This is a genomic window from Enterobacter sp. ENT03 (genome assembly GCF_019218745.1).
Taxonomy (GTDB): Bacteria; Pseudomonadota; Gammaproteobacteria; order Enterobacterales; family Enterobacteriaceae; genus Enterobacter_D.
The window spans coordinates 1-21,968 of sequence record NZ_JAHUXA010000026.1 but is presented as its reverse complement, the minus strand read 5'-3'; the positions used below and the strand labels follow the sequence as shown (position 1 = coordinate 21,968).

The 21,968-nt window shown below is 56.3% G+C and carries 20 protein-coding genes; 16 read left to right on the top strand and 4 right to left on the bottom strand.

Annotated elements, in window-relative coordinates:
* The first annotated feature begins 23 nt into the window (after positions 1-23).
* Positions 24-2,084 carry an AsmA family protein gene (locus KW828_RS20340; RefSeq protein ID WP_218338066.1) on the top strand — a complete coding sequence of 687 codons (2,061 nt, stop codon included), beginning with the start codon at positions 24-26 and terminating at the stop codon, positions 2,082-2,084.
* A gap of 36 nt (positions 2,085-2,120) precedes the next feature.
* Here the strand turns inward: KW828_RS20340 and KW828_RS20335 are convergent, their stop codons facing one another.
* On the bottom strand, positions 2,121-2,933 hold the full coding sequence (locus KW828_RS20335; protein WP_218338065.1) for a dienelactone hydrolase family protein: 813 nt from the start codon (positions 2,931-2,933) through the stop codon (positions 2,121-2,123).
* A gap of 268 nt (positions 2,934-3,201) precedes the next feature.
* Here KW828_RS20335 and udp point away from each other — a divergent pair, with 268 nt between their 5' ends.
* The 9 genes from udp (at position 3,202) to tatD (ending at position 11,133) form a co-directional block, all read left to right on the top strand.
* Positions 3,202-3,963, top strand: a complete 762-nt coding sequence (gene udp, locus KW828_RS20330) for a uridine phosphorylase (RefSeq protein WP_072571495.1) — start codon at positions 3,202-3,204, stop codon at positions 3,961-3,963.
* Positions 3,964-4,107: 144 nt separating this feature from the next.
* Positions 4,108-5,568, top strand: coding sequence for a DNA recombination protein RmuC (gene rmuC, locus KW828_RS20325; RefSeq protein WP_218338064.1), 1,461 nt, complete (start codon positions 4,108-4,110; stop codon positions 5,566-5,568).
* A 66-nt stretch (positions 5,569-5,634) separates the two neighbouring features.
* On the top strand, positions 5,635-6,402 hold the full coding sequence (gene ubiE / locus KW828_RS20320; RefSeq protein ID WP_218338063.1) for a bifunctional demethylmenaquinone methyltransferase/2-methoxy-6-polyprenyl-1,4-benzoquinol methylase UbiE: 768 nt from the start codon (positions 5,635-5,637) through the stop codon (positions 6,400-6,402).
* Between the two features lie 13 nt (positions 6,403-6,415).
* A complete protein-coding gene (locus KW828_RS20315) occupies positions 6,416-7,021 on the top strand; it encodes an SCP2 domain-containing protein (RefSeq protein ID WP_218338062.1) in 606 nt (201 codons plus the stop codon).
* Complete coding sequence (ubiB, locus tag KW828_RS20310; protein WP_218338061.1) at positions 7,018-8,664, top strand: ubiquinone biosynthesis regulatory protein kinase UbiB; 1,647 nt, start codon at positions 7,018-7,020, stop codon at positions 8,662-8,664. The genes KW828_RS20315 and ubiB overlap by 4 nt, the downstream gene beginning before the upstream one ends.
* A 70-nt stretch (positions 8,665-8,734) precedes the next feature.
* The gene (gene tatA, locus KW828_RS20305; protein ID WP_218338060.1) at positions 8,735-8,986 is read left to right on the top strand and encodes a Sec-independent protein translocase subunit TatA; all 252 of its coding nucleotides are present in this window, start codon (positions 8,735-8,737) and stop codon (positions 8,984-8,986) included.
* Positions 8,987-8,989: 3 nt separating this feature from the next.
* Positions 8,990-9,532 carry a Sec-independent protein translocase protein TatB gene (gene tatB, locus KW828_RS20300; RefSeq protein ID WP_218338059.1) on the top strand — a complete coding sequence of 181 codons (543 nt, stop codon included), beginning with the start codon at positions 8,990-8,992 and terminating at the stop codon, positions 9,530-9,532.
* A 2-nt stretch (positions 9,533-9,534) separates the two neighbouring features.
* Positions 9,535-10,308, top strand: a complete 774-nt coding sequence (tatC, locus tag KW828_RS20295; RefSeq protein ID WP_088222322.1) for a Sec-independent protein translocase subunit TatC — start codon at positions 9,535-9,537, stop codon at positions 10,306-10,308.
* 42 nt (positions 10,309-10,350) lie between these two features.
* Positions 10,351-11,133, top strand: a complete 783-nt coding sequence (gene tatD / locus KW828_RS20290; protein WP_218338058.1) for a 3'-5' ssDNA/RNA exonuclease TatD — start codon at positions 10,351-10,353, stop codon at positions 11,131-11,133.
* On the opposite strand, the gene rfaH is transcribed toward tatD, so the two are convergent.
* Positions 11,130-11,627 carry a transcription/translation regulatory transformer protein RfaH gene (rfaH, locus tag KW828_RS20285; protein WP_218338078.1) on the bottom strand — a complete coding sequence of 166 codons (498 nt, stop codon included), beginning with the start codon at positions 11,625-11,627 and terminating at the stop codon, positions 11,130-11,132. The two genes, tatD and rfaH, sit on opposite strands and share 4 nt — an antisense overlap.
* A 181-nt stretch (positions 11,628-11,808) precedes the next feature.
* On the opposite strand from rfaH, the gene ubiD reads away from it, so the two are divergent.
* Both ubiD and fre read left to right on the top strand, forming a co-directional pair.
* Positions 11,809-13,308 carry a 4-hydroxy-3-polyprenylbenzoate decarboxylase gene (gene ubiD, locus KW828_RS20280; protein ID WP_218338057.1) on the top strand — a complete coding sequence of 500 codons (1,500 nt, stop codon included), beginning with the start codon at positions 11,809-11,811 and terminating at the stop codon, positions 13,306-13,308.
* Positions 13,305-14,006 carry an NAD(P)H-flavin reductase gene (gene fre, locus KW828_RS20275; RefSeq protein WP_218338056.1) on the top strand — a complete coding sequence of 234 codons (702 nt, stop codon included), beginning with the start codon at positions 13,305-13,307 and terminating at the stop codon, positions 14,004-14,006. Before ubiD ends, fre begins: the two co-directional genes overlap by 4 nt.
* A gap of 165 nt (positions 14,007-14,171) precedes the next feature.
* Here fre and fadA read toward each other — a convergent pair whose 3' ends face one another.
* Positions 14,172-15,335 carry an acetyl-CoA C-acyltransferase FadA gene (fadA, locus tag KW828_RS20270; protein WP_218338055.1) on the bottom strand — a complete coding sequence of 388 codons (1,164 nt, stop codon included), beginning with the start codon at positions 15,333-15,335 and terminating at the stop codon, positions 14,172-14,174.
* Between the two features lie 9 nt (positions 15,336-15,344).
* Positions 15,345-17,534: a fatty acid oxidation complex subunit alpha FadB gene (fadB, locus tag KW828_RS20265; protein WP_218338054.1), complete on the bottom strand. Its 2,190-nt coding sequence runs from the start codon at positions 17,532-17,534 to the stop codon at positions 15,345-15,347.
* Positions 17,535-17,723: 189 nt separating this feature from the next.
* On the opposite strand from fadB, the gene pepQ reads away from it, so the two are divergent.
* Genes pepQ through hemG form a run of 4 tightly spaced genes read left to right on the top strand, consistent with a single transcriptional unit; the run spans position 17,724 to position 21,723 of the window.
* On the top strand, positions 17,724-19,055 hold the full coding sequence (gene pepQ, locus KW828_RS20260) for a Xaa-Pro dipeptidase (protein WP_218338053.1): 1,332 nt from the start codon (positions 17,724-17,726) through the stop codon (positions 19,053-19,055).
* Positions 19,055-19,669 carry an IMPACT family protein gene (locus KW828_RS20255; RefSeq protein WP_218338052.1) on the top strand — a complete coding sequence of 205 codons (615 nt, stop codon included), beginning with the start codon at positions 19,055-19,057 and terminating at the stop codon, positions 19,667-19,669. Before pepQ ends, KW828_RS20255 begins: the two co-directional genes overlap by 1 nt.
* A 39-nt stretch (positions 19,670-19,708) precedes the next feature.
* On the top strand, positions 19,709-21,160 hold the full coding sequence (trkH, locus tag KW828_RS20250) for a Trk system potassium transporter TrkH (protein WP_218338051.1): 1,452 nt from the start codon (positions 19,709-19,711) through the stop codon (positions 21,158-21,160).
* A gap of 11 nt (positions 21,161-21,171) precedes the next feature.
* Positions 21,172-21,723 carry a menaquinone-dependent protoporphyrinogen IX dehydrogenase gene (hemG, locus tag KW828_RS20245; protein ID WP_218338050.1) on the top strand — a complete coding sequence of 184 codons (552 nt, stop codon included), beginning with the start codon at positions 21,172-21,174 and terminating at the stop codon, positions 21,721-21,723.
* Positions 21,724-21,968: the final 245 nt, after the last annotated feature.

Sequence of the window (21,968 nt, the reverse complement as noted above, 5' to 3'; positions counted from 1 at the left end):
GAGAAGACAGGAAGGATACAGGCATGACTAAAACCGGCAAAATCATCACCGCCGTCATTGGAACCCTTGTGGTCTTGATCGCCATTGCGATCATTATCATTGCGACGTTCGACTGGAACCGGCTCAAACCGACAATCAACGAAAAAGTGTCGACGGAGCTGAACCGTCCCTTTGCCATTCGCGGCGACCTGGGCGTGGTATGGGAACGCCAGAAACAGGAAACCGGCTGGCGCAGCTGGATCCCCTGGCCGCACGTGCACGCTGAAGACGTGGTGCTCGGCAATCCCCCCGATATTCCTGCGGTGACCATGGTGCATCTGCCGCGCGTCGAAGCGACGCTCGCACCGCTGGCGCTGCTCACCAAAACCGTGTACCTGCCGTGGATCAAATTCCAGCAGCCAGACGCGCGGCTGATCCGGCTCTCAGAAAAGAACAACAACTGGACCTTTAACCTCGCCAGCGACAGCAAGCCAAAAGATGAAAACGCGCAGCCGTCGTCCTGGTCATTCCAGCTGGACAATATTCTGTTCGACCGCGGACGTATAGATATTGACGATAAAGTGAGCCGTGCGGACATTGAGATCATGGTCGATCCGCTGGGCAAACCGCTGCCATTCAACGAAGTGACCGGTTCGGATAAAGATAAAAACGCGAACGTCGGTGACTACGTATTCGGCCTGAAAGCCAAAGGGCGCTACAACGGCCAGCCGCTGACTGGCAGCGGTAAGATCGGCGGTATGCTGGCGCTGAAAAGCGAAGGCACACCGTTCCCGGTTCAGGCAGATTTCCGCTCCGGTAATACCCGCGTGGCCTTTGTCGGCACGGTGAGCGATCCGATGAAAATGGGCGGCGTCGATCTGAAGCTGAAATTCGCCGGCGACTCGCTGGGCGAACTCTACGATCTGACCGGCGTACTGCTGCCGGACACCCCGCCGTTTGAAACCGACGGGCGTCTGGTGGCAAAAATCGACGCTGAAAAAAGCTCGGTTTATGATTACCGCAACTTCAATGGCCGCATCGGTGACAGCGACATTCACGGCTCGCTGACCTATACCACCGGCAAACCGCGTCCGAAGCTGGAAGGCGATCTGGAATCCCGTCAGCTGCGTCTGGCGGATCTGGGGCCGTTAATCGGGGTGGACAGCGGCAAAGGCGCGGAACAGTCAAAACGCTCGGAAGAGAAAAAAGGCGAGAAGAGCAACCAGCCGGCGGGCAAAGTGCTGCCGTATGACCGTTTCGAAACCGACAAGTGGGACGTGATGGACGCCGATGTGCGCTTCAAAGGACGTCGCATTGAGCACGGCAGCTCGCTGCCGCTGAGCGATCTCACCACCCATATTATTCTCAAAAATGCCGATCTGCGTTTGCAGCCGCTGAAGTTCGGCATGGCGGGCGGCACCATCAACTCCAATATTCATCTGGAAGGCGACAAAAAGCCGATGCAGGGCCGCGCAGAAATCCAGGCGCGCCGACTGAAGCTAAAACAGCTGATGCCGGATGTTGAACTGATGCAGAAAACCATCGGTGAGATGAATGGCGACGCGGAATTCCGCGGCACCGGTAACTCTATCGCCGCGCTGCTCGGCACCAGTAACGGTAATCTCAAACTGCTGATGAACGACGGGGTGATCAGTCGCAACCTGATGGAAATTCTTGGGCTGAACGTCGGTAACTTTATTGTCGGGCAGATCTTCGGCGACGATGAAGTGCGGGTGAACTGCGCGGCGGCGAACATGGATCTGGTGAACGGCGTGGCGCGACCGCGTATTTTCGCCTTCGATACGGAAAACGCCATTATCAACGTGACCGGCACCGCCAGCATGGCGGCGGAACAGCTGGATCTGACCATCAATCCGGAAAGTAAGGGCGTGCGTATCGTCACGCTACGCTCGCCGCTATACGTCCGGGGTTCGTTCAAAGATCCGCAAGCGGGCGTTAAGCCAGGTCCGCTGATCGCCCGTGGTGCCGTGGCCGCTGCGCTGGCTACGCTGGTGACGCCAGCTGCCGCGCTGCTGGCGCTGATCTCCCCGTCGGAAGGCGAGGAAAACCAGTGCAGCAATATTCTGTCGCAGATGAAACGCTAAGACGGTATCCCTTTCCCGCGAGGGAAAGGGATTGATTCAGCTTTTTTTAGCGCCGTAGCGTTCGAACCAGGTCAGCATACGCTGCCAGCCATCCTGCGCGGATTCGGCGTGATAGCTCGGACGGTAATCGGCGTTAAAGGCATGTCCGGCATCGGGATAGACCACAATTTCCGCGGTAGCGTTAGCGGCCCGCAGCGCCTGACGCATGGTGTCGATGGTGTCCTGTGGAATGCTGGTATCCTGTGCGCCGTACAGGCCGAGCACCGGGGCGGTGAGTTCAGTGGCAATATCCACCGGATGTGTTGGCGAATTGATCGTTTTATCCCCCACCAGCTTGCCGTACCACGCCACCGCCGCTTTCAACTGCGGATTATGCGCGGCGTACAGCCAGGCAATGCGGCCACCCCAGCAAAAACCGGTCGCCATCAGACGATGCGGATCGCCGCCGTTGCGCGCGGCCCAGTTTGCCACGTGATCCAGATCCGCCAGCACCTGCGCATCCGGCACCTTCGAAACCAGCTCGCTGAGCAGCGTCGGAATATCGTCATATTCATTCGGATCGCCCTGGCGAAAATAGAGTTCTGGCGCCACGGCAAGATAACCTTCCTGCGCCAGGCGACGGCAGAGATCGCGAATATGCTCGTGCACGCCAAAAATTTCCTGGATCACGATCACCACTGGCAGCGCCCCCGCCGCCTCTGCCGGGCGAGCGTGGTAAGCAGGCATGTTGTCTCCCTGTGAGGGGATGGACGTCAGACCGGCGACGATATTGTCGTCAGGGGTAGTAATGGATGTGGATGCATGGGGCGAAGCAGCAGGGGCAAAGCCGGGTTGTTTGTCTGTGGTCATGGCGATCTCCGTACCCTTGTAATGATGCAAAAAAGAAGCGCAATAAGTAACTATAGTCAGCCGACCAAAATACAGCATTCACGAAAGCGGCTATCTTTTGAGAGATGCCTGAGCGCTGGACATGTTAATGTGATGTTTATCACTATTTTATGGAAAACCACTGCAAACAAATTTATTGGCAGTGATGGTTGTCACGAAATTTAACGTGCAGCTTCTGTAAAGTACCTTTTTGCTACTTCTGATAATCCGATCTACAGAGGAGTCACCTATGTCACAGTCTGATGTTTTTCACCTCGGCCTCACCAAAAATGATTTACAAGGGGCCACGCTTGCCATTGTCCCAGGCGACCCGGAGCGAGTGGAAAAGATCGCCGCGCTGATGGATAAGCCGGTTAAGCTGGCATCACACCGCGAATTCACCTCCTGGCGCGCTGAGCTGGACGGCAAGCCGGTCATCGTATGCTCCACCGGTATCGGCGGCCCCTCTACCTCAATCGCGGTGGAAGAACTGGCCCAGCTCGGCATCCGTACTTTCCTGCGCGTCGGCACGACCGGTGCGATCCAGCCGCATATTAATGTGGGTGACGTGCTGGTAACGACCGCGTCTGTGCGCCTTGACGGTGCCAGCCTGCACTTTGCCCCGATGGAATACCCGGCCGTCGCTGATTTTGCCTGCACCACCGCGCTGGTCGAGGCGGCGAAATCCGTGGGTGCCACTACGCACATCGGCGTGACCGCCTCTTCTGACACCTTCTATCCGGGTCAGGAACGCTATGACACCTTCTCTGGCCGTGTAGTAAAACGCTACAAAGGCTCTATGGAAGAGTGGCAGTCCATGGGCGTGATGAACTACGAAATGGAATCTGCAACGCTGCTGACCATGTGCTCAAGCCAGGGTCTGCGTGCCGGTATGGTGGCAGGCGTGATCGTCAACCGTACCCAGCAGGAGATCCCGAACGCGGAAACCATGAAACAGACTGAAAGCCACGCGGTGAAAATCGTGGTGGAAGCGGCGCGTCGCCTGCTGTAGTCCTCGTTTTTACCGTCATTTCTAAGGCCGGGCTTCCCGGCCTTTACTTTTTGCGTAGCGCCTCGCAGGAAATCCCTTTCCAGCTGGACATCTGTACAGCACAATCATACTTTGCACCGGTCAGTGATTTTTGCAGGGGAAGATGTGGATATTTCAATACTGTTAAGCGTGGCGGCGGCGCTGCTGGGTGGCGTACTGCTTGGGTGGTTAGCCATGAAATCCCGCGCCGACCAGTTGCGGGCCGATCTGCTGGAAGATCGCCGTGAACTGGATATTGAACTGAGCGCGGCCAGGCAACAGCTCACGCAACACCAGCACTGGCGCGACGAGTGCGAACTGCTGAATAACGAACTGCGCAGCCTGCGGGAGATTAACACCTCGCTGGAGGCCGATCTGCGTGAAGTGACTACCCGCCTCGAATCCACCCAACTGCATGCGGAAGACAAAATCCGCCAGATGATCAACAGCGAACAGCGCCTGAGCGAGCAGTTTGAAAACCTCGCCAACCGTATTTTTGAACAGAGCAACCGCCGGGTGGATGAGCAGAACCGCCAGAGTCTCGGCAGTTTACTGACGCCGCTGCGCGAGCAGCTGGATGGCTTTCGCCGCCAGGTGCAGGACAGCTTTGGGCAGGAGGCGCGCGAGCGGCATACGCTGGCGCACGAGATCCGCAATCTCCAGCAACTGAATGCGCAAATGGCGCAGGAAGCGGTGAACCTGACCCGCGCCCTGAAAGGCGACAACAAAACCCAGGGCAACTGGGGCGAAGTGGTGCTGACCCGCGTGCTGGAAGCGTCGGGCTTACGACATGGCTACGAGTATGAAACCCAGGTCAGCATCGAAACTGACGCGCGAGCGCGAATGCAACCTGATGTCATCGTGCGGCTGCCGCAGGGCAAGGACGTTGTCATTGACGCCAAAATGACGCTGGTGGCCTACGAGCGCTATTTTAACGCCGACGACGAGTACACCCGCGAAAGCGCGTTACAGGAACATCTCGCTTCTGTACGCAATCACATCCGTCTGCTGGGCCGCAAGGATTACCAGCAGTTGCCGGGACTGCGTTCGCTCGACTACGTGCTGATGTTTATCCCCGTCGAACCGGCCTTTTTACTGGCGCTGGATCGGCAGCCGGAGCTGATCAACGAGGCGCTGAAAAACAACATTATGCTGGTCAGCCCCACCACGCTGCTGGTGGCGCTGCGCACTATTGCCAATCTCTGGCGTTATGAACACCAAAGCCGCAACGCTCAGCAGATCGCCGACCGCGCCAGTCGCCTGTACGACAAAATGCGCCTGTTTGTGGATGATATGTCCTCCATCGGTCAGGGGCTGGATAAAGCGCAGGATAACTACCGGCAGGCGATGAAAAAACTGACTTCCGGGCGTGGCAATCTGCTGGCACAGGCCGAGGCGTTTCGCGGCCTCGGGGTAGAGGTGAAACGCGAGATTAATCCGGATTTAGCTGAACAGGCTACCGCCCAGGACGAGGAATTTCGTCTGCGGGCCGGTGAGCAGAGCGCAGAAGACCCTCAGCAAGACAATGAATTAGCGACGCGCACAGCGGTCAATGACCGCCCGGAGCACGTATCGCAAGGCGGTTGAAACATAGGGCAATTGCGCCCAATCTGTTACACTTCACGAACAATTTCTTGATAAGCAGGCACTGAGATGGCGGAAGATCCACAAGAAACTTCACAGGACACGACGCACTTTGGTTATCAGACCGTCGCCAAAACGCAGAAAGCTGACATGGTGGCGCACGTCTTTCATTCCGTGGCGGCAAAATACGATGTCATGAACGATCTGATGTCCTTTGGCATCCACCGTTTATGGAAGCGTTTCACGATCGATTGCAGCGGCGTGCGCCGTGGGCAAAAAGTTCTCGATCTGGCTGGCGGTACCGGCGATCTGACGGCGAAATTCTCGCGTCTGGTCGGGGAAACCGGGCAAGTAGTGCTGGCGGATATTAACGACTCGATGCTGAAAGTAGGCCGCGAGAAACTGCGTAATATCGGCGTGATCGGTAACGTTGAATACGTGCAGGCCAATGCCGAAGCGCTGCCGTTCCCGGATAACACCTTTGACTGCATTACTATCTCCTTCGGTCTGCGTAATGTGACCGACAAAGAGAAAGCGCTGCGTTCGATGTTCCGTGTGCTCAAGCCGGGCGGTCGTCTACTGGTGCTGGAATTCTCCAAACCGGTTATCGAGCCGCTGAGTAAAGCGTATGACGCTTACTCGTTCCATATTCTGCCGCGCATTGGCGAACTGGTCGCCAGCGACGCCGGCAGCTATCGTTACCTGGCGGAATCCATTCGTATGCATCCTAATCAGGAGACATTGAAGGCGATGATGCAGGATGCTGGCTTTGAAAACGTCGATTACTACAATTTGACCGCCGGCATTGTTGCCCTGCATCGTGGTTACAAGTTCTGACAGGAGTCTGCGTATGCCCTTTAAGCCGTTAATGACCGCCGGGATAGAGCGCGTCCTCAATACGTTTTTATACCGCCCCCAGGCCCTGAAAGCTGCACGTCAGCGCTTGCAGGGCAAGGTACTGCGTATTGTCGTCAAAGAGCTTTCCACCCCGTTGGTGCTGGCATTCAGCGAGCGTCAGCTCGATGTGCTGGGCGAATGGGAGGGCGAAGCGGACTGTACGGTCATTACCCAACTGCGAGTCCTGCCCACGTTGCGCGACCGTAAGCAGCTCACCACGCTTATCCGCAGCGGCGAGCTGGAAGTGCAGGGCGATCTCCAGGTCGTGCAAAACTTTGGGGCATTAATGGATCTGGCGGAGTTTGATGCGGCAGAACTGTTAGCGCCCTGGACCGGTGATATTGCTGCTGAAGGTATCAGCCAGGTGCTGCGCAGCGGAACGGCGTTTGTGCGCAAGAACGTTCAGCGTCAGCAACAGTATGTCGCTGAAACCCTGACCCAGGAGTGGCGTATGGCTCCCGGCGGGCTGGAAGTGGCCTGGTTCGCAGAAGAAACCGCAGCTATTGCGCGTTCGGTTGACGCGTTAACTCACCGACTGGAAAAACTGGAGGGCAAATGACGCCAGGTGAAATTCGGCGCCTTTACTTCATCATCCAAACTTTTTTGAGTTACGGCCTTGATGAGCTGATCCCCAGAATGCGCCTCACTATGCCGCTTCGCCTCTGGCGTCGCACGCTGTTCTGGATGCCAAACCGCCACAAAGACAAAGAATTAGGCCATCGTCTGCGCCTCGCATTACAGGAATTAGGCCCGGTGTGGATCAAGTTCGGACAGATGCTGTCTACCCGCCGCGATCTTTTCCCGCCGGTTATTGCCGATCAGCTCGCCATGTTGCAGGACCGCGTTGCCCCTTTCGACGGCGCGCTGGCTAAGCGACAGATCGAAAAAGCCATGGGCGATCTGCCTGTTGAAACCTGGTTTGATGATTTCGACATTACCCCGCTGGCGTCGGCGTCGATTGCGCAGGTACATACCGCCCGGCTAAAAGAGAACGGCAAAGAGGTGGTCATCAAAGTGATCCGCCCGGACATTCTGCCGGTGATCAAAGCCGATATGCGCCTTATTTACCGCCTTGCCCGCTGGGTACCGCGTCTGCTGCCGGATGGCCGCCGTCTGCGGCCGTTAGAAGTGGTGCATGAGTATGAAAAAACGCTGATCGACGAGCTAAATCTGCTGCGCGAAGCGGCGAACGCCATCCAGCTACGCCGCAACTTTGAAGACAGCCCGATGCTGTATGTGCCGGAGATTTACTCTGACTATTGCAGCCAGGATATGCTGGTGATGGAGCGCATCTACGGTATTCCTATCAACGACATTGCGGCGCTGGAGAAAAACGGCACCAATATGAAATTGCTGGCCGAGCGGGGCGTACAGGTGTTCTTCACGCAGGTATTCCGCGACAGCTTCTTCCATGCAGATATGCACCCAGGCAACATTTTTGTCAGCTATGAGCACCCGGAGGATCCGCAGTATATCGGCATCGACTGCGGCATCGTGGGTTCGCTGAACAAAGAAGATAAGCGTTATCTGGCTGAGAACTTTATCGCTTTCTTCAACCGCGATTACCGCAAAGTAGCAGAGCTGCATGTGGATTCTGGCTGGGTACCGCCGGACACCAACGTGGAAGAGTTCGAGTTCGCCATCCGTACCGTTTGCGAGCCCATTTTCGAGAAGCCGCTGGCGGAGATCTCCTTTGGCCACGTGCTGTTAAACCTGTTCAACACCGCGCGCCGCTTCAATATGGAAGTGCAGCCACAGCTGGTACTGCTGCAAAAGACGCTGCTGTATGTAGAAGGCGTGGGTCGCCAGCTCTATCCGCAACTCGATCTATGGAAAACCGCGAAACCTTTCCTTGAATCCTGGATCAAAGATCAGGTCGGCATTCCGGCGCTGATCCGCTCGCTGAAAGAAAAAGCGCCGTTCTGGGTGGAAAAAATGCCCGAACTGCCGGAGCTGATTTACAACAATCTGCGCCAGAGCAAGCAGTTGCAGCACAGCGTTGAGCAAATTTCTCGTGACCTGCACGTGAACCATATGCGTCAGGGACAATCGCGTTATTTGTTCGGCATTGGGGCAACGTTGATACTCAGTGGTACATTATTGCTGATTAACCGCCCGGAATGGCAGTCGGCTCCGGCCTGGCTGATGGCGGGTGGACTGGTTATCTGGCTGATCGGCTGGCGTAAAACACGCGCAATTTGATCGCTCACTGCGGGCCCCTTAACGTATACTGGGGCCCGGTTAATTCATCATCTATTACTGGGGATAATGTATGGGTGGTATCAGTATCTGGCAGTTGCTCATCATCGCCGTCATCGTTGTGCTGCTGTTTGGCACCAAAAAACTCGGTTCGATTGGCTCGGATTTAGGCGCATCGATTAAGGGCTTCAAAAAAGCCATGGGTGATGATGATAAGCACGAAAAACCGACGGAAGACGCGGATTTTACGGCTAAATCCATTGCTGAAAAGCAGGATGAAGTGAAGAAAGAAGACGCAAAGCGTCACGATAAAGAGCAGGTGTAATTCGTGTTCGATATTGGTTTTGGTGAATTAGTTCTGGTTTTTGTTATCGGCCTCATTGTTCTGGGGCCGCAACGTCTGCCGGTGGCGGTTAAAACGGTCGCAGGCTGGGTACGCGCGCTGCGCTCACTCGCCTCGACCGTGCAAAATGAACTGGCCCAGGAGCTAAAGCTCCAGGAGTTTCAGGACAGCCTGAAGAAAGTTGAAAAAGCGAGTCTGGATAATCTGACGCCGGAACTGAAAGCCTCCATGGAAGAGCTGCGCGAAGCGGCGGAATCGATGAAGCGCACCTATTCGGCCAACGACCCGGAAAAAGAGAGCGATGTTGCGCACACCATCCATAATCCGCTGGTAAAAGATAACGAAGCGCAGCACGAAGGCATCACCCCCGCTACCGCGGAACATCAGGCCAGCGCGCCGGAACAAAAGCCGTCGACAGAGCCGGAAATCAACACCCCGCAGCCACACGAGCCAGCAGTGGTGAAAAGCACCGTTCCGCCAGCGGCCCCAACGTCCGATTCAACTCCTTCGACAAGTGGTAAATCTTAAACATGGCTGTAGAAGATACCCAACCGCTGATCGCGCACCTGATTGAGCTGCGCAAGCGCCTGCTGAACAGCATCATTGCCGTACTGCTGATTTTTCTGGCGCTGGTCTATTTTGCCAATGATATTTATCAACTGGTGTCGGCCCCGCTGATCAAGCAGATGCCGGAAGGCGCAACCATGATCGCCACCGATGTGGCATCGCCGTTTTTCACGCCAATCAAACTGACCTTTATGGTGTCGCTGATCCTTTCAGCGCCGGTCATCCTCTATCAGGTATGGGCATTTGTCGCCCCTGCGCTGTACCGGCATGAGCGCCGTCTGGTGATCCCGCTGCTGGTGTCCAGCTCGCTGCTGTTCTACATCGGTATGGCCTTCGCCTATTTCGTGGTCTTCCCGCTGGCGTTTGGCTTCCTGACGCATACCGCGCCAGTGGGCGTGCAGGTATCGACGGATATTGCCAGCTATCTCGACTTTGTGATGGCGCTGTTTATGGCGTTTGGCGTCTCCTTTGAAGTGCCGGTCGCCATCGTGCTGATCTGCTGGATGGGTGTCACCACGCCGGAAGAGCTGCGCAAGAAACGCCCTTACGTGTTAGTCGGAGCGTTTGTGGTCGGGATGCTGTTGACGCCGCCGGATGTGTTCTCGCAGACGCTGCTGGCGATCCCGATGTACTGCCTGTTTGAGATCGGCCTGTTCTTCTCACGGTTCTACGTCGGCAAGCGGCGTTTCCGCAGCGACGAGAGCGACGAAGACGACACCGAAAGCACAAAAGAGTAACCGATGACCGCCCGTAAGGGCGGTTGTCATATGGAGGATGGCATGTTTGATATTGGGGTCAATCTGACCAGCCCGCAGTTTGCCAAAGACAGTGACGAGGTGGTGACGCGGGCATTTACCGCTGGCGTCAGCGGCATGCTGCTGACCGGCACGAATCTGCATGAAAGTCAGCAGGCGCAGCAACTGGCACAGCGCTATGTACATTGCTGGTCCACGGCGGGCGTCCATCCCCACGACAGCAGCCAGTGGGATGCGCATACCGCAGAGGCGATTTTTGCGCTGGCCCGTCAGCCGGAAGTGGTGGCGATAGGCGAATGCGGGCTGGATTTCAATCGCAATTTCTCCCCGGTGGCGGATCAGGAAGCGGCCTTCACTGCACAGCTGGCGATGGCCGCTGAACTGTCGATGCCGGTGTTTTTACACTGTCGCGATGCGCATGAGCGTTTTTTGACGCTGCTGACGCCGTGGCTGGATCGACTGCCGGGCGCGGTGCTGCACTGTTTTACCGGATCGCAGGACGAGGCGGAGGAGTGTCTGGCGGCGGGATTATATCTGGGTATTACCGGCTGGGTGTGCGATGAGCGCCGTGGGGCGGAGCTGTGCGCCGCGGTGCCGCGTATTCCGGCGGACCGGCTGATGGTGGAAACGGACGCGCCTTATCTGCTGCCGCGCGATCTCAAACCAAAACCCGCCTCGCGGCGCAATGAACCTGCGTATCTGGGCCATATTGTTGAACGCATCGCGTCGTTGCGCGGTGAAACTGCAGAGGTGGTAAGCAACGCCACGGACGCGAATGTGAAACGAGTTTTTGGCGTGGCGTTTTAAGCGGGATCGGCTTTGCGGAACTCGGTATTCTTGACGCTTTGCAGCACTTGCTTGTTGAGAAAATTGAGCAGCAGCATTGAACGTGCTTCACCATCCGGCTCGGTAAAGATCGCCTGCAGGCCGGTAAACGCGCCTTCGGTGATCACCACGTTATCACCTGCGTAAGGCGTATCGGGATCGGTGATGCCTTCCGGCTGGCAGGTCGAGAGCTGTTCAATGACCGTAGCCGGAACCGTTGCCGGGCTGGCACCAAAACGCACAAAGTGGCTGACGCCGCGGGTGGCGCTGATGGTGGTGGTATGAATGATTTCCGGGTCAAACTGGACGAACAGGTAGTTAGGGAAAAGCGGTTCGTTGACGCGGGTACGTTTCCCGCGCACCATCTTTTCCAGCTCGATCATCGGCGTCAGGCAGTTGACGGCCTGGCGTTCAAGATGTTCCTGAGCGCGCTGAAGCTGTCCCCGTTTGCAATACAATAAATACCAGGCTTGCATCATTATCTTCCCTTGTGTTCGGGCGCAAGAATACCAAAATCGACACAGGATCGCTAAGTTCATTATATCCGGTGGTGGCGACGCGTTTGCAGTGGGTTTTACGCTTATTTAACAAAATTACAGCATCACGCGGGCGTTCGCCGTATAATAACCGGCTTACTGAGAGGCCATGATTAACTGCATGAAATACCACGACCTACGCGACTTTATGGCGCTGCTCGAACAGCAGGGCGAACTCAAACGCATCACGTTTCCGGTTGATCCCCATCTGGAAATTACCGAGATAGCCGACCGCACCCTGCGTGCCGGTGGCCCGGCGCTGTTATTCGAAAATCCCAAAGGTTACACCATGCCGGTACTGTGCAATTTATTTGGCACACCGCGCCGCGTGGCGTTAGGCATGGGGCAGGAAGATGTCGCAGCGCTGCGCGAAGTGGGTAAGCTGCTGGCCTTTTTAAAAGAGCCGGAGCCGCCGAAAGGGTTCCGCGATCTGTTTGATAAGCTGCCGCAGTTTAAACAGGTGCTCAACATGCCGACAAAACGTCTGCGTGGTGCGCCGTGCCAGCAAAAAATCGTGCAGGGCGATGCGGTAGATCTGACGAAAATCCCTATCATGCAGTGCTGGCCGGATGATGCCGCGCCGCTGATCACCTGGGGGCTGACGGTCACTCGCGGCCCGCACAAAGAGCGGCAGAATCTGGGCATATATCGCCAGCAGTTAATTGGTAAGAATAAATTGATTATGCGCTGGCTGTCGCATCGCGGCGGCGCGCTGGATTATCAGGAGTGGTGCAATGCCCGTCCCGGTGAGCGTTTCCCGGTGGCAGTGGCGTTAGGTGCCGATCCGGCAACCATTCTCGGCGCGGTGACGCCGGTGCCGGACACGCTTTCTGAGTATGCATTTGCAGGATTGCTGCGCGGCACCAAGACCGAAGTGGTGAAGTGTATTTCCAGCGATCTGGAAGTCCCCGCCAGCGCGGAAATCGTCCTCGAAGGCTATATTGAGGCGGGCGAAATGGCTCCCGAAGGGCCATATGGCGACCATACGGGCTATTATAACGAAGTGGATAATTTCCCGGTCTTCACGGTAACGCACATTACCCAGCGTGACGATGCGATTTATCACTCGACCTACACTGGCCGTCCGCCTGATGAACCGGCGGTACTCGGCGTGGCGCTGAACGAAGTATTCGTGCCGATCCTGCAAAAGCAGTTTCCGGAGATTGTCGATTTTTATCTGCCGCCGGAAGGCTGTTCGTATCGCCTGGCGGTGGTGACCATCAAGAAGCAGTACGCCGGGCACGCCAAGCGCGTAATGATGGGCGTGTGGTCGTTTTTACGCCAGTTTATGTACACCAAATTTGTGATCGTATGCGATGACGACGTTAACGCCCGCGACTGGAATGATGTGATTTGGGCGATCACCACCCGTATGGACCCGGCACGGGATACGGTGCTGGTAGAGAATACGCCGATAGATTATCTGGACTTTGCCTCGCCGGTTTCCGGTCTTGGTTCAAAAATGGGCCTGGATGCCACCAACAAATGGCCCGGCGAAACCCAGCGTGAATGGGGACGACCGATAGTTAAGGATCCTGCGGTGACGGCGCGTGTCGACGCCATCTGGGATGAACTGGCCATCTTTAATGACGAGAACAGACCCGACAGAGGGAGCGCATGACAACCTTAAGCTGTAAAGTGACCTCGGTAGATGCTATCACCGATACGGTATATCGCGTCCGTTTAGTGCCGGAAGCCGACTTTTCCTTCCGCGCGGGACAGTATCTGATGGTCGTGATGGATGAGCGCGATAAACGCCCTTTTTCGATGGCCTCCACGCCCGATGAGCGTGAGTTTATTGAACTGCACATCGGCGCTTCTGAGCTCAATCTCTATGCCATGGCGGTGATGGACCGCATTCTCAAAGAGAATGAGATCCTAGTCGATATGCCACATGGCGATGCATGGCTGCGTGACGATGAAGAGCGTCCGCTGATTTTGATCGCGGGTGGCACCGGGTTCTCCTATGTGCGTTCGATTCTGCTGACCTCGCTGGCGCGCAATGCGAATCGCGACATTACCCTTTACTGGGGCGGTCGCGAGGAGAAGCATCTGTACGATCTGGCTGAGCTGGAAGCGCTGTCGGTAAATCACCCGAACCTGCGTATTGAAGCAGTGGTTGAGCAGCCGGAAGAGAACTGGCGCGGCCGCAGCGGCACGGTGTTAACGGCGGTATTACAAGATCACGGTACGCTGGCCGGGCATGATATTTATATCGCCGGTCGTTTTGAGATGGCGAAAATCGCCCGCGACCTGTTCTGTAACGAACGTGGTGCGCGTGAAGATCGCCTGTTTGGTGATGCGTTCGCGTTCATTTGATGTTATCCCCTCACCCCGGCCCTCTCCCCAGGGAGAGGGAGAAGGACAGGTCCGCAAACTGTTCCCTCTCCCTCCGGGAGAGGGTTAGGGTGAGGGGGAAATCACCAATAAAAAACCCGCCCCTGACAGGCGGGAAGAACGGCAACTAAACCTTTTATACTCTACTCAGACCCGCTCAAATACCGTTGCGATGCCCTGACCTAAACCGATACACATGGTGGCCAGGCCAAACTGCGCGTCTTTGCGTTCCATCAGATTCAGCAGCGTGGTGCTGATTCGCGCCCCGGAGCAGCCCAGCGGGTGACCGAGAGCGATCGCGCCGCCGTTAAGGTTGATCTTCTCGTCGATCTGCTCCATCAGCCCCAGATCTTTAATACACGGCAGGATCTGCGCGGCAAAGGCTTCGTTCATCTCAAACAGATCGATATCGCTGGCAGTCAGGCCGGCTTTTTTCAGCGCCAGTTTTGACGCCGGAACCGGGCCGTAACCCATAATCGACGGATCGCAGCCAACCACCGCCATCGAACGAATACGGGCGCGGGGTTTCAGACCCAGCTCGCGGGCGCGGCTTTCGCTCATCAGCAGCATGGCGGCGGCACCGTCGGACAGGGCGGAAGAGGTGCCCGCCGTGACCGTACCGTTCGCCGGATCAAACGCCGGTCTGAGGGTGGAAAGGGTCTCCACCGTGGTTTCCGGGCGGATCACGTCGTCGTAATTAAACTGTTTCAGCACGCCGTCTGCGTCGTGGCCGCCGGTGGGGATGATTTCATTTTTAAACGCGCCGGACTGTGTTGCTGCCCAGGCGCGGGCGTGAGAGCGGGCGGCAAACTGATCCTGCATTTCACGGCTGATGCCATGCATGCGGGCCAGCATTTCGGCGGTTAAGCCCATCATGCCCGCCGCTTTCGCCACGTTACGGCTGAGGCCGGGGTGAAAATCGACGCCGTGATTCATCGGCACATGGCCCATGTGTTCGACACCGCCAATCAGACAGGCCTGCGCATCGCCGGTCATGATCATACGCGCGGCATCGTGCAGCGCCTGCATGGACGAACCGCACAGACGGTTGACGGTGTTCGCCGGTACCGAATGCGGGATCTCCGCCAGCAGCGCGGCGTTACGGGCGATGTTAAAACCTTGCTCCAGCGTCTGCTGAACGCAGCCCCAATAAATATCATCAAGGGCGGTGGCTTCGAGCTGCGCATTACGCGACAGCAGGCTGCGCATCAGATGGGCAGAAAGATCTTCTGCACGCACATGGCGGAATGCGCCCCCTTTTGAACGGCCCATCGGGGTACGGATCGCATCAACAATGACTACCTGTTCCATCGTCACTCCTTAAGCCGTCTGTGTTTCAATCACCGGGCGAGCAGGCTCAACCAGGGGATAATAGGGTTCGTTATGGCGCGCTTTTTCATGCAGTCCTTCCGGCACCTGGTAAAGGGGGCCGAGATGCTGATACTGCTGGGCCATATCGAGATATTTTGCGCTGCCCTGGGTGTCCAGCCAGCGGAACGCGCCGCCATGGAATGGCGGGAAGCCAAGGCCGTAAACCAGCGCCATATCGGCTTCGGCAGGACTGGCGATAATGCCTTCTTCCAGACAACGCACCACTTCGTTAACCATCGGGATCATCATGCGGGCGATAATTTCGTCATCAGAGAAATCACGCTTCGGTTGAGTGACAGCGGCCAGCAGTTCATCCACGGCGCTGTCTTCTTCTTTCTTCGGCTTGCCCTTGCTGTCAGCTTTGTACCGCCAGAAGCCCTGACCGTTTTTCTGCCCGAAACGACCCGCGTCAAACAGCGCGTCGATCGCATCGCGGTAATCTTTCTGCATACGCTGTGGGAAGCCTGCGGCCATCACCGCCTGGGCGTGGTGCGCGGTATCAATACCGACCACATCCAGCAGGTACGCTGGACCCATCGGCCAGCCAAACTGTTTTTCCATCACTTTGTCGATTTTGCGGAAGTCCGCGCCATCGCGCAGCAGCTGGCTGAAACCGGCAAAATAGGGGAACAGCACGCGGTTAACGAAAAAGCCCGGGCAGTCGTTTACCACAATCGGGGTTTTACCCATTTTGCTCGCCCAGGCGACCACTTTAGCGATCGTGCTGTCGGCCGTTTTTTCGCCGCGAATGATCTCGACCAGCGGCATCCGGTGCACCGGGTTAAAGAAGTGCATACCGCAGAAGTTTCCCGGGCGCGCCAGCACGCTGGCCAGTTCGCTGATTGGAATAGTGGAGGTGTTGGACGCCAGGACGGTATCCGGGCGCACGCGGCTTTCCGTTTCGGCGAGCACGGCCTTTTTCACCTTCGGATTTTCGACGACTGCTTCGACAACCACATCAACGCGTTCAAAACCGGCGTAATCCAGCGTCGGATGGATAGTCCCGATCACCCCGGCCAGCTTCAGGCCATCAATTTTTCCGCGCTCCAGCTGTTTATTCAGCAGTTTCGCGGCTTCGTTCATGCCGAGGGTGAGAGAGTTGTCGTTAATATCTTTCATGATCACCGGCACGCCTTTCCAGGCGGACTGGTAGGCGATGCCGCCACCCATGATGCCCGCGCCGAGCACAGCGGCCTGTTTCGGGGCGTCAGTGTCTTTGGTCAGCTTTTTGGCCTGGCCTTTGACGTACTGATCGTTAAGGAAGATGCCGACCAGCGCACGGGCTTCATGGGTATGGGCCAGCGGTACGAAGCTCTGGTTTTCCAGCTTCAGCGCCTCTTCACGCCCATGTTTTGCGGCGGCTTCAATGGTTTTCACCGCCGTGATCGGTGCCGGATAGTGTTTCCCGGCGGTCTGCATCACCATCGCTTTAGCGATGGAGAAGCTCATGGCGGCTTCAATTTTGCTTAATTTGAGCGGTTCGAGCTTCGGCTGGCGTTTGGCTTTCCAGTCAAGATCGCCATTGATGGCCTGACGCAGGATCGCCACCGCACCGTCGCGGAGTTTTTCCGGCTTCACGATGCCATCTACCAGGCCAATCTTCAGCGCTTGCGCGGCATCCACATCTTTACCGGCGGCAATGATCTCCAGCGCGCTATCCGCCCCGAGCAGGCGCGGCATTCGGACTGAACCGCCAAAGCCTGGCATGATGCCCAGTTTAGTTTCCGGCAAGCCGATACGCAGTTCCGGCGTGGCGAGGCGGTAATCGGTCGCCAGCACACATTCGCAGCCACCGCCGAGGGCATAACCGTTCACCGCCGAGATGGTCGGCACCGGCAAATCTTCCAGACGGTTAAATACGCTGTTAGCGAAATGCAGCCACTGGCTGAGCTGTTCTTGCGGCACCTGGAACAGCGAAAGGAATTCGGTGATGTCGGCGCCGACAATAAAGGCCGCTTTGTCAGAACGCAGCAGCAGCCCTTTTAAATCTGTTTGTTTTTCCACCACGGCAAGCGCCTCGCCGAGGCTGGCGACGGTGGCGGTGTCGAGCTTGTTGACGGAGCCTGGTGCACTGAACACCAGTTCGGCAATGCCGTCTTCCAGCCAGTCGAGGTACAGGGTATCGCCTTTGTAGAGCATGTCAGTCTCCTGAATCCAGCATCATTACTGGTCTTACCAGATGAGACGGAGTGTGGTTTTTATGTTAATAAATTGCAAATAACTCTTTAAAAAGTTGCAGCGCCGATCACGCTTAGCGGAAATCACGCAGCCTTTCGCTCCTGTGCTAAGATGCGAACAATTCAGGCTTAAACTAGCGAAGGGAAGATCATGGAATCATTGGCCGCACTTTATAAAAATCATATTGTTACGTTACAGGAACGCACCCGCGATGTTCTCACCCGTTTCAAGCTGGATGCGTTGCTCATCCACTCCGGCGAGCTGATGAATGTCTTCCTTGATGACCATGCGTATCCGTTCAAGGTTAATCCTCAGTTCAAGGCGTGGGTGCCGGTTACGCAGGTGCCAAACTGCTGGTTGCTGGTGGACGGCGTGAACAAACCGAAGCTGTGGTTCTATTTGCCGGTAGATTACTGGCATAACGTTGAACCCTTGCCGGTGTCCTTCTGGACGGAAGAAATCGACATTATTGCGCTGCCAAAAGCCGACGGCATCGCCAGCCAACTGCCTGCGGCGCGGGGTAACATCGCCTATATCGGTCCGGTAGCTGAACGTGCCGCCGCGCTTGAGATCAAAGCGGAGCATATCAATCCGAAAGGCGTGATCGACTTCCTGCATTATTACCGTGCCTATAAAACCGATTATGAACTGGCCTGTATGCGTGAAGCGCAGAAGACGGCAGTAATGGGGCATCGCGCCGCTCACGAAGCTTTCCAGTCGGGGATGAGCGAGTTCGATATTAACCTCGCCTATCTGACCGCTACCGGGCATCGCGATACCGACGTGCCCTACAGCAATATTGTGGCGCTGAATGAGCACGCGTCTGTGCTGCACTATACGAAGCTGGATCACCGCGCGCCGTCTGAAATGCGTAGCTTCCTGCTGGATGCCGGTGCGGAATACAACGGTTATGCGGCGGACCTTACCCGGACCTGGGCTGCGAATAGCGATACGGATTTCGCGCAGTTGATTAAAGATGTTAATGAAGAACAGCTGGCGCTGATCGGCACCATGAAAGCGGGCGTCAATTACGTGGAGTATCACGTTCAGTTCCATCAGCGCATCGCGAAACTGTTGCGTCGTCATCAGATCGTTATCGATATGAGCGAAGAGGCGATGGTGGAAAATGACCTGACCGGACCGTTTATGCCGCATGGCATTGGTCATCCGCTGGGTCTGCAGGTGCACGACGTCGCCGGATTTATGCAGGACGACAACGGCACACATCTGGCTGCACCGTCGAAATATCCTTACCTGCGCTGTACGCGCGTGATGCAGCCGCGCATGGTGGTGACCATTGAGCCGGGCATTTACTTTATTGACTCACTGCTGGCACCGTGGCGTGAAGGCGCGTTCAGTAAGCACTTCAACTGGCAGAAAATTGAGGCGCTTAAACCGTTCGGCGGCATCCGCATTGAAGACAACGTAGTGATCCATGAAAACGGCGTGGAAAACATGACGCGGGATCTGAAGCTGGCGTAATGGAAAGCTGGCCGATACCGGCAGAGCCGGTCACCGTCGTTGAAGAGATCAAAAAGAGCCGCTTTATCACGCTACTGGCCCATACCGATGGCGTGGAGGCGGCAAAGACGTTTGTTGAGTCGGTGCGGGCGGCGCATCCGGATGCGCGGCACCATTGTGTCGCGTGGGTAGCTGGCGCGCCGGATGATTCTCAGCAACTGGGTTTTTCAGACGATGGTGAGCCCTCGGGTACGGCTGGCAAACCGATGCTGGCGCAGCTGATGGGCAGCGGCGTCGGCGAAATCACCGCGGTAGTGGTGCGCTACTATGGCGGTGTTTTATTAGGGACGGGCGGGCTGGTTAAAGCCTATGGCGGCGGGGTGCAGCGGGCGCTGAATCAACTGACAACCATCCGCAAAATGCCGTTAACCGCATATACTTTGAGCTGTGATTATGCCCAGCTGGCGGGTATTGAATCGTTGCTTTCACAGTTCGAAGGCAAGATTGTCGACAGTCGATACCAGGATCGGGTGCATCTGCGCGTGGCGCTTCCCCATAGCAGATCGATTGAATTTTCCGCAAAGCTGGCCGATTTTAGCCGTGGTTCATTGCAATTGCTGGCGATTAAAGAATAATCCCCACCTCATTTATTACTACCTAAGGACGCGGCAGAGATGCATTTCCGTGCCATAACCCGAATTGTTGGACTGCTGGTCATCTTATTTTCCGGGACCATGATCCTGCCCGGACTGGTCGCGCTCCTTTATCGTGACGGTGCGGGGCGCGCATTTACACAGACATTTTTCGTGGCGCTGGCCATTGGTTCCCTGCTGTGGTGGCCTAACCGCCGCCAGAAGGGGGAGTTGAAATCGCGGGAAGGCTTTCTGATTGTTGTGCTGTTCTGGACGGTACTGGGTAGCGTGGGGGCATTGCCCTTTATCTTCTCGGAACGCCCGAACCTGACGGTCACCGATGCGTTTTTTGAATCGTTCTCCGGCTTGACCACCACCGGCGCGACGACGCTGGTGGGTCTGGATTCGCTGCCACATGCCATCCTGTTCTATCGACAGATGCTGCAATGGTTCGGCGGTATGGGGATCATCGTGTTGGCGGTAGCCATTCTGCCTATCCTCGGGGTCGGGGGGATGCAGCTCTATCGCGCGGAAATGCCCGGCCCGCTGAAAGATAACAAGATGCGCCCGCGTATTGCGGAAACGGCGAAAACCCTGTGGCTTATCTATGTTCTGCTGACGGTAGCCTGTGCGCTGGCGTTATGGTTTGCGGGCATGCCCGCTTTCGACGCCATTAGCCATAGTTTTGCGACCATTGCGATTGGCGGTTTCTCAACGCACGACGCCAGCATCGGTTACTTCGACAGTCCGACCATTAACACTATTATCGCCATCTTCCTGCTTATCTCCGGCTGTAACTATGGCCTGCACTTTTCTTTATTAAGCGGTCGTAACCTGAAAGTGTACTGGCGCGATCCGGAATTCAGGATGTTTATCGGCGTGCAGTTGACGCTGGTGTTCATCTGTACGCTGGTGCTGTGGTTCCACGATGTATACGACTCGGCGGTCACCACGCTTAACCAGGCATTCTTTCAGGTGGTGTCGATGGCGACGACCGCCGGGTTTACCACCGACAGCATTGCGCGCTGGCCGTTGTTCCTGCCGGTGCTGTTGCTCTGCTCGGCATTTATTGGTGGTTGCGCCGGTTCAACGGGCGGCGGGCTGAAAGTGATCCGTATCCTGTTGCTGTTTAAGCAGGGCAACCGTGAGCTGAAACGTCTGGTTCACCCGAATGCGGTTTATAGCATCAAGCTGGGTCATCGTGCGCTGCCGGAACGTATTCTGGAAGCGGTATGGGGATTCTTCTCCGCGTATGCGCTGGTGTTTATCGTCAGTATGCTGGCGATCATCGCCACCGGCGTGGATGACTTCTCGGCGTTTGCCTCTGTGGTGGCCACGCTGAATAACCTCGGCCCGGGGCTGGGTGTGGTGGCTGATAACTTTGCCAGCATGAATCCCATCGCGAAATGGGTGCTCATCGCCAATATGCTGTTTGGTCGTCTTGAAGTCTTTACGCTGCTGGTACTCTTTACCCCAACGTTCTGGCGTGAATAAGGAAGCTGTTTGTGAAAACGTTAATATTGTTCTCCACTCGGGACGGGCAAACGCGTGAAATTGCCTCTTATCTGGCATCCCAGCTCAATGAACTGGGCGTGTATGCGGATGTGGTGAATCTTAACCGTACCGGGGAGATCGACTGGTCTGCCTATAATCGTGTCGTGATTGGTGCCTCAATTCGCTACGGGCATTTTCATCCGGCGCTGGATCGTTTTGTGAAAAAGCACCTGCAGGAGCTGAACGCCCGACCGGGGGCATTTTTCTCGGTGAACCTGGTGGCGCGTAAACCTGAGAAGCGTACGCCGCAGACCAACAGCTATACGCGCAAGTTCCTGCTTAACTCGCCATGGCAGCCAGACCAGTGTGCGGTATTTGCTGGCGCACTCCGTTATCCACGCTATGGCTGGCTTGATCGCGTCATGATCCGTCTGATTATGAAAATGACCGGCGGCGAAACGGATACCTGTAAAGAAGTGGTGTATACCGACTGGGATAATGTCGCCGCTTTTGCCCGTGAAATTGCTCAGTTAACCCACAAATCGCCGTTAAATCAGGCGTAACGCCTGGAAATTAAGCGGTTAAAAAGTTTTTTGCATTTTAGACTTGTCAGCCCGGAATAACTCCCTATAATGCGCCTCCACTGACACGGAACAACGGCTTACAGGCCACCGGGTCAGAAGGTCTTCCTCCGGGAATGACCGGCAGAGAAAAGCAAAATAATCGCTTGACTCTGAACGGGGAAAACGTAATATACGGGACCTCGCGACACAGCGCCAAAGCGCGTCGCAACTGCTCTTTAACAATT

Bases quoted from the DNA above. Each gene is read 5' to 3' on its own strand.
- KW828_RS20340 (WP_218338066.1), top strand. From the start codon at position 24: ATGACTAAAACCGGCAAAATCATCACCGCCGTCATTGGAACCCTTGTG.
- KW828_RS20335 (WP_218338065.1), bottom strand. From the start codon at position 2,933: ATGACCACAGACAAACAACCCGGCTTTGCCCCTGCTGCTTCGCCCCAT.
- udp (WP_072571495.1), top strand. From the start codon at position 3,202: ATGTCACAGTCTGATGTTTTTCACCTCGGCCTCACCAAAAATGATTTA.
- ubiE (WP_218338063.1), top strand. From the start codon at position 5,635: ATGGCGGAAGATCCACAAGAAACTTCACAGGACACGACGCACTTTGGT.
- KW828_RS20315 (WP_218338062.1), top strand. From the start codon at position 6,416: ATGCCCTTTAAGCCGTTAATGACCGCCGGGATAGAGCGCGTCCTCAAT.
- ubiB (WP_218338061.1), top strand. From the start codon at position 7,018: ATGACGCCAGGTGAAATTCGGCGCCTTTACTTCATCATCCAAACTTTT.
- tatA (WP_218338060.1), top strand. From the start codon at position 8,735: ATGGGTGGTATCAGTATCTGGCAGTTGCTCATCATCGCCGTCATCGTT.
- tatC (WP_088222322.1), top strand. From the start codon at position 9,535: ATGGCTGTAGAAGATACCCAACCGCTGATCGCGCACCTGATTGAGCTG.
- tatD (WP_218338058.1), top strand. From the start codon at position 10,351: ATGTTTGATATTGGGGTCAATCTGACCAGCCCGCAGTTTGCCAAAGAC.
- rfaH (WP_218338078.1), bottom strand. From the start codon at position 11,627: ATGCAAGCCTGGTATTTATTGTATTGCAAACGGGGACAGCTTCAGCGC.
- ubiD (WP_218338057.1), top strand. From the start codon at position 11,809: ATGAAATACCACGACCTACGCGACTTTATGGCGCTGCTCGAACAGCAG.
- fre (WP_218338056.1), top strand. From the start codon at position 13,305: ATGACAACCTTAAGCTGTAAAGTGACCTCGGTAGATGCTATCACCGAT.
- fadA (WP_218338055.1), bottom strand. From the start codon at position 15,335: ATGGAACAGGTAGTCATTGTTGATGCGATCCGTACCCCGATGGGCCGT.
- fadB (WP_218338054.1), bottom strand. From the start codon at position 17,534: ATGCTCTACAAAGGCGATACCCTGTACCTCGACTGGCTGGAAGACGGC.
- pepQ (WP_218338053.1), top strand. From the start codon at position 17,724: ATGGAATCATTGGCCGCACTTTATAAAAATCATATTGTTACGTTACAG.
- KW828_RS20255 (WP_218338052.1), top strand. From the start codon at position 19,055: ATGGAAAGCTGGCCGATACCGGCAGAGCCGGTCACCGTCGTTGAAGAG.
- trkH (WP_218338051.1), top strand. From the start codon at position 19,709: ATGCATTTCCGTGCCATAACCCGAATTGTTGGACTGCTGGTCATCTTA.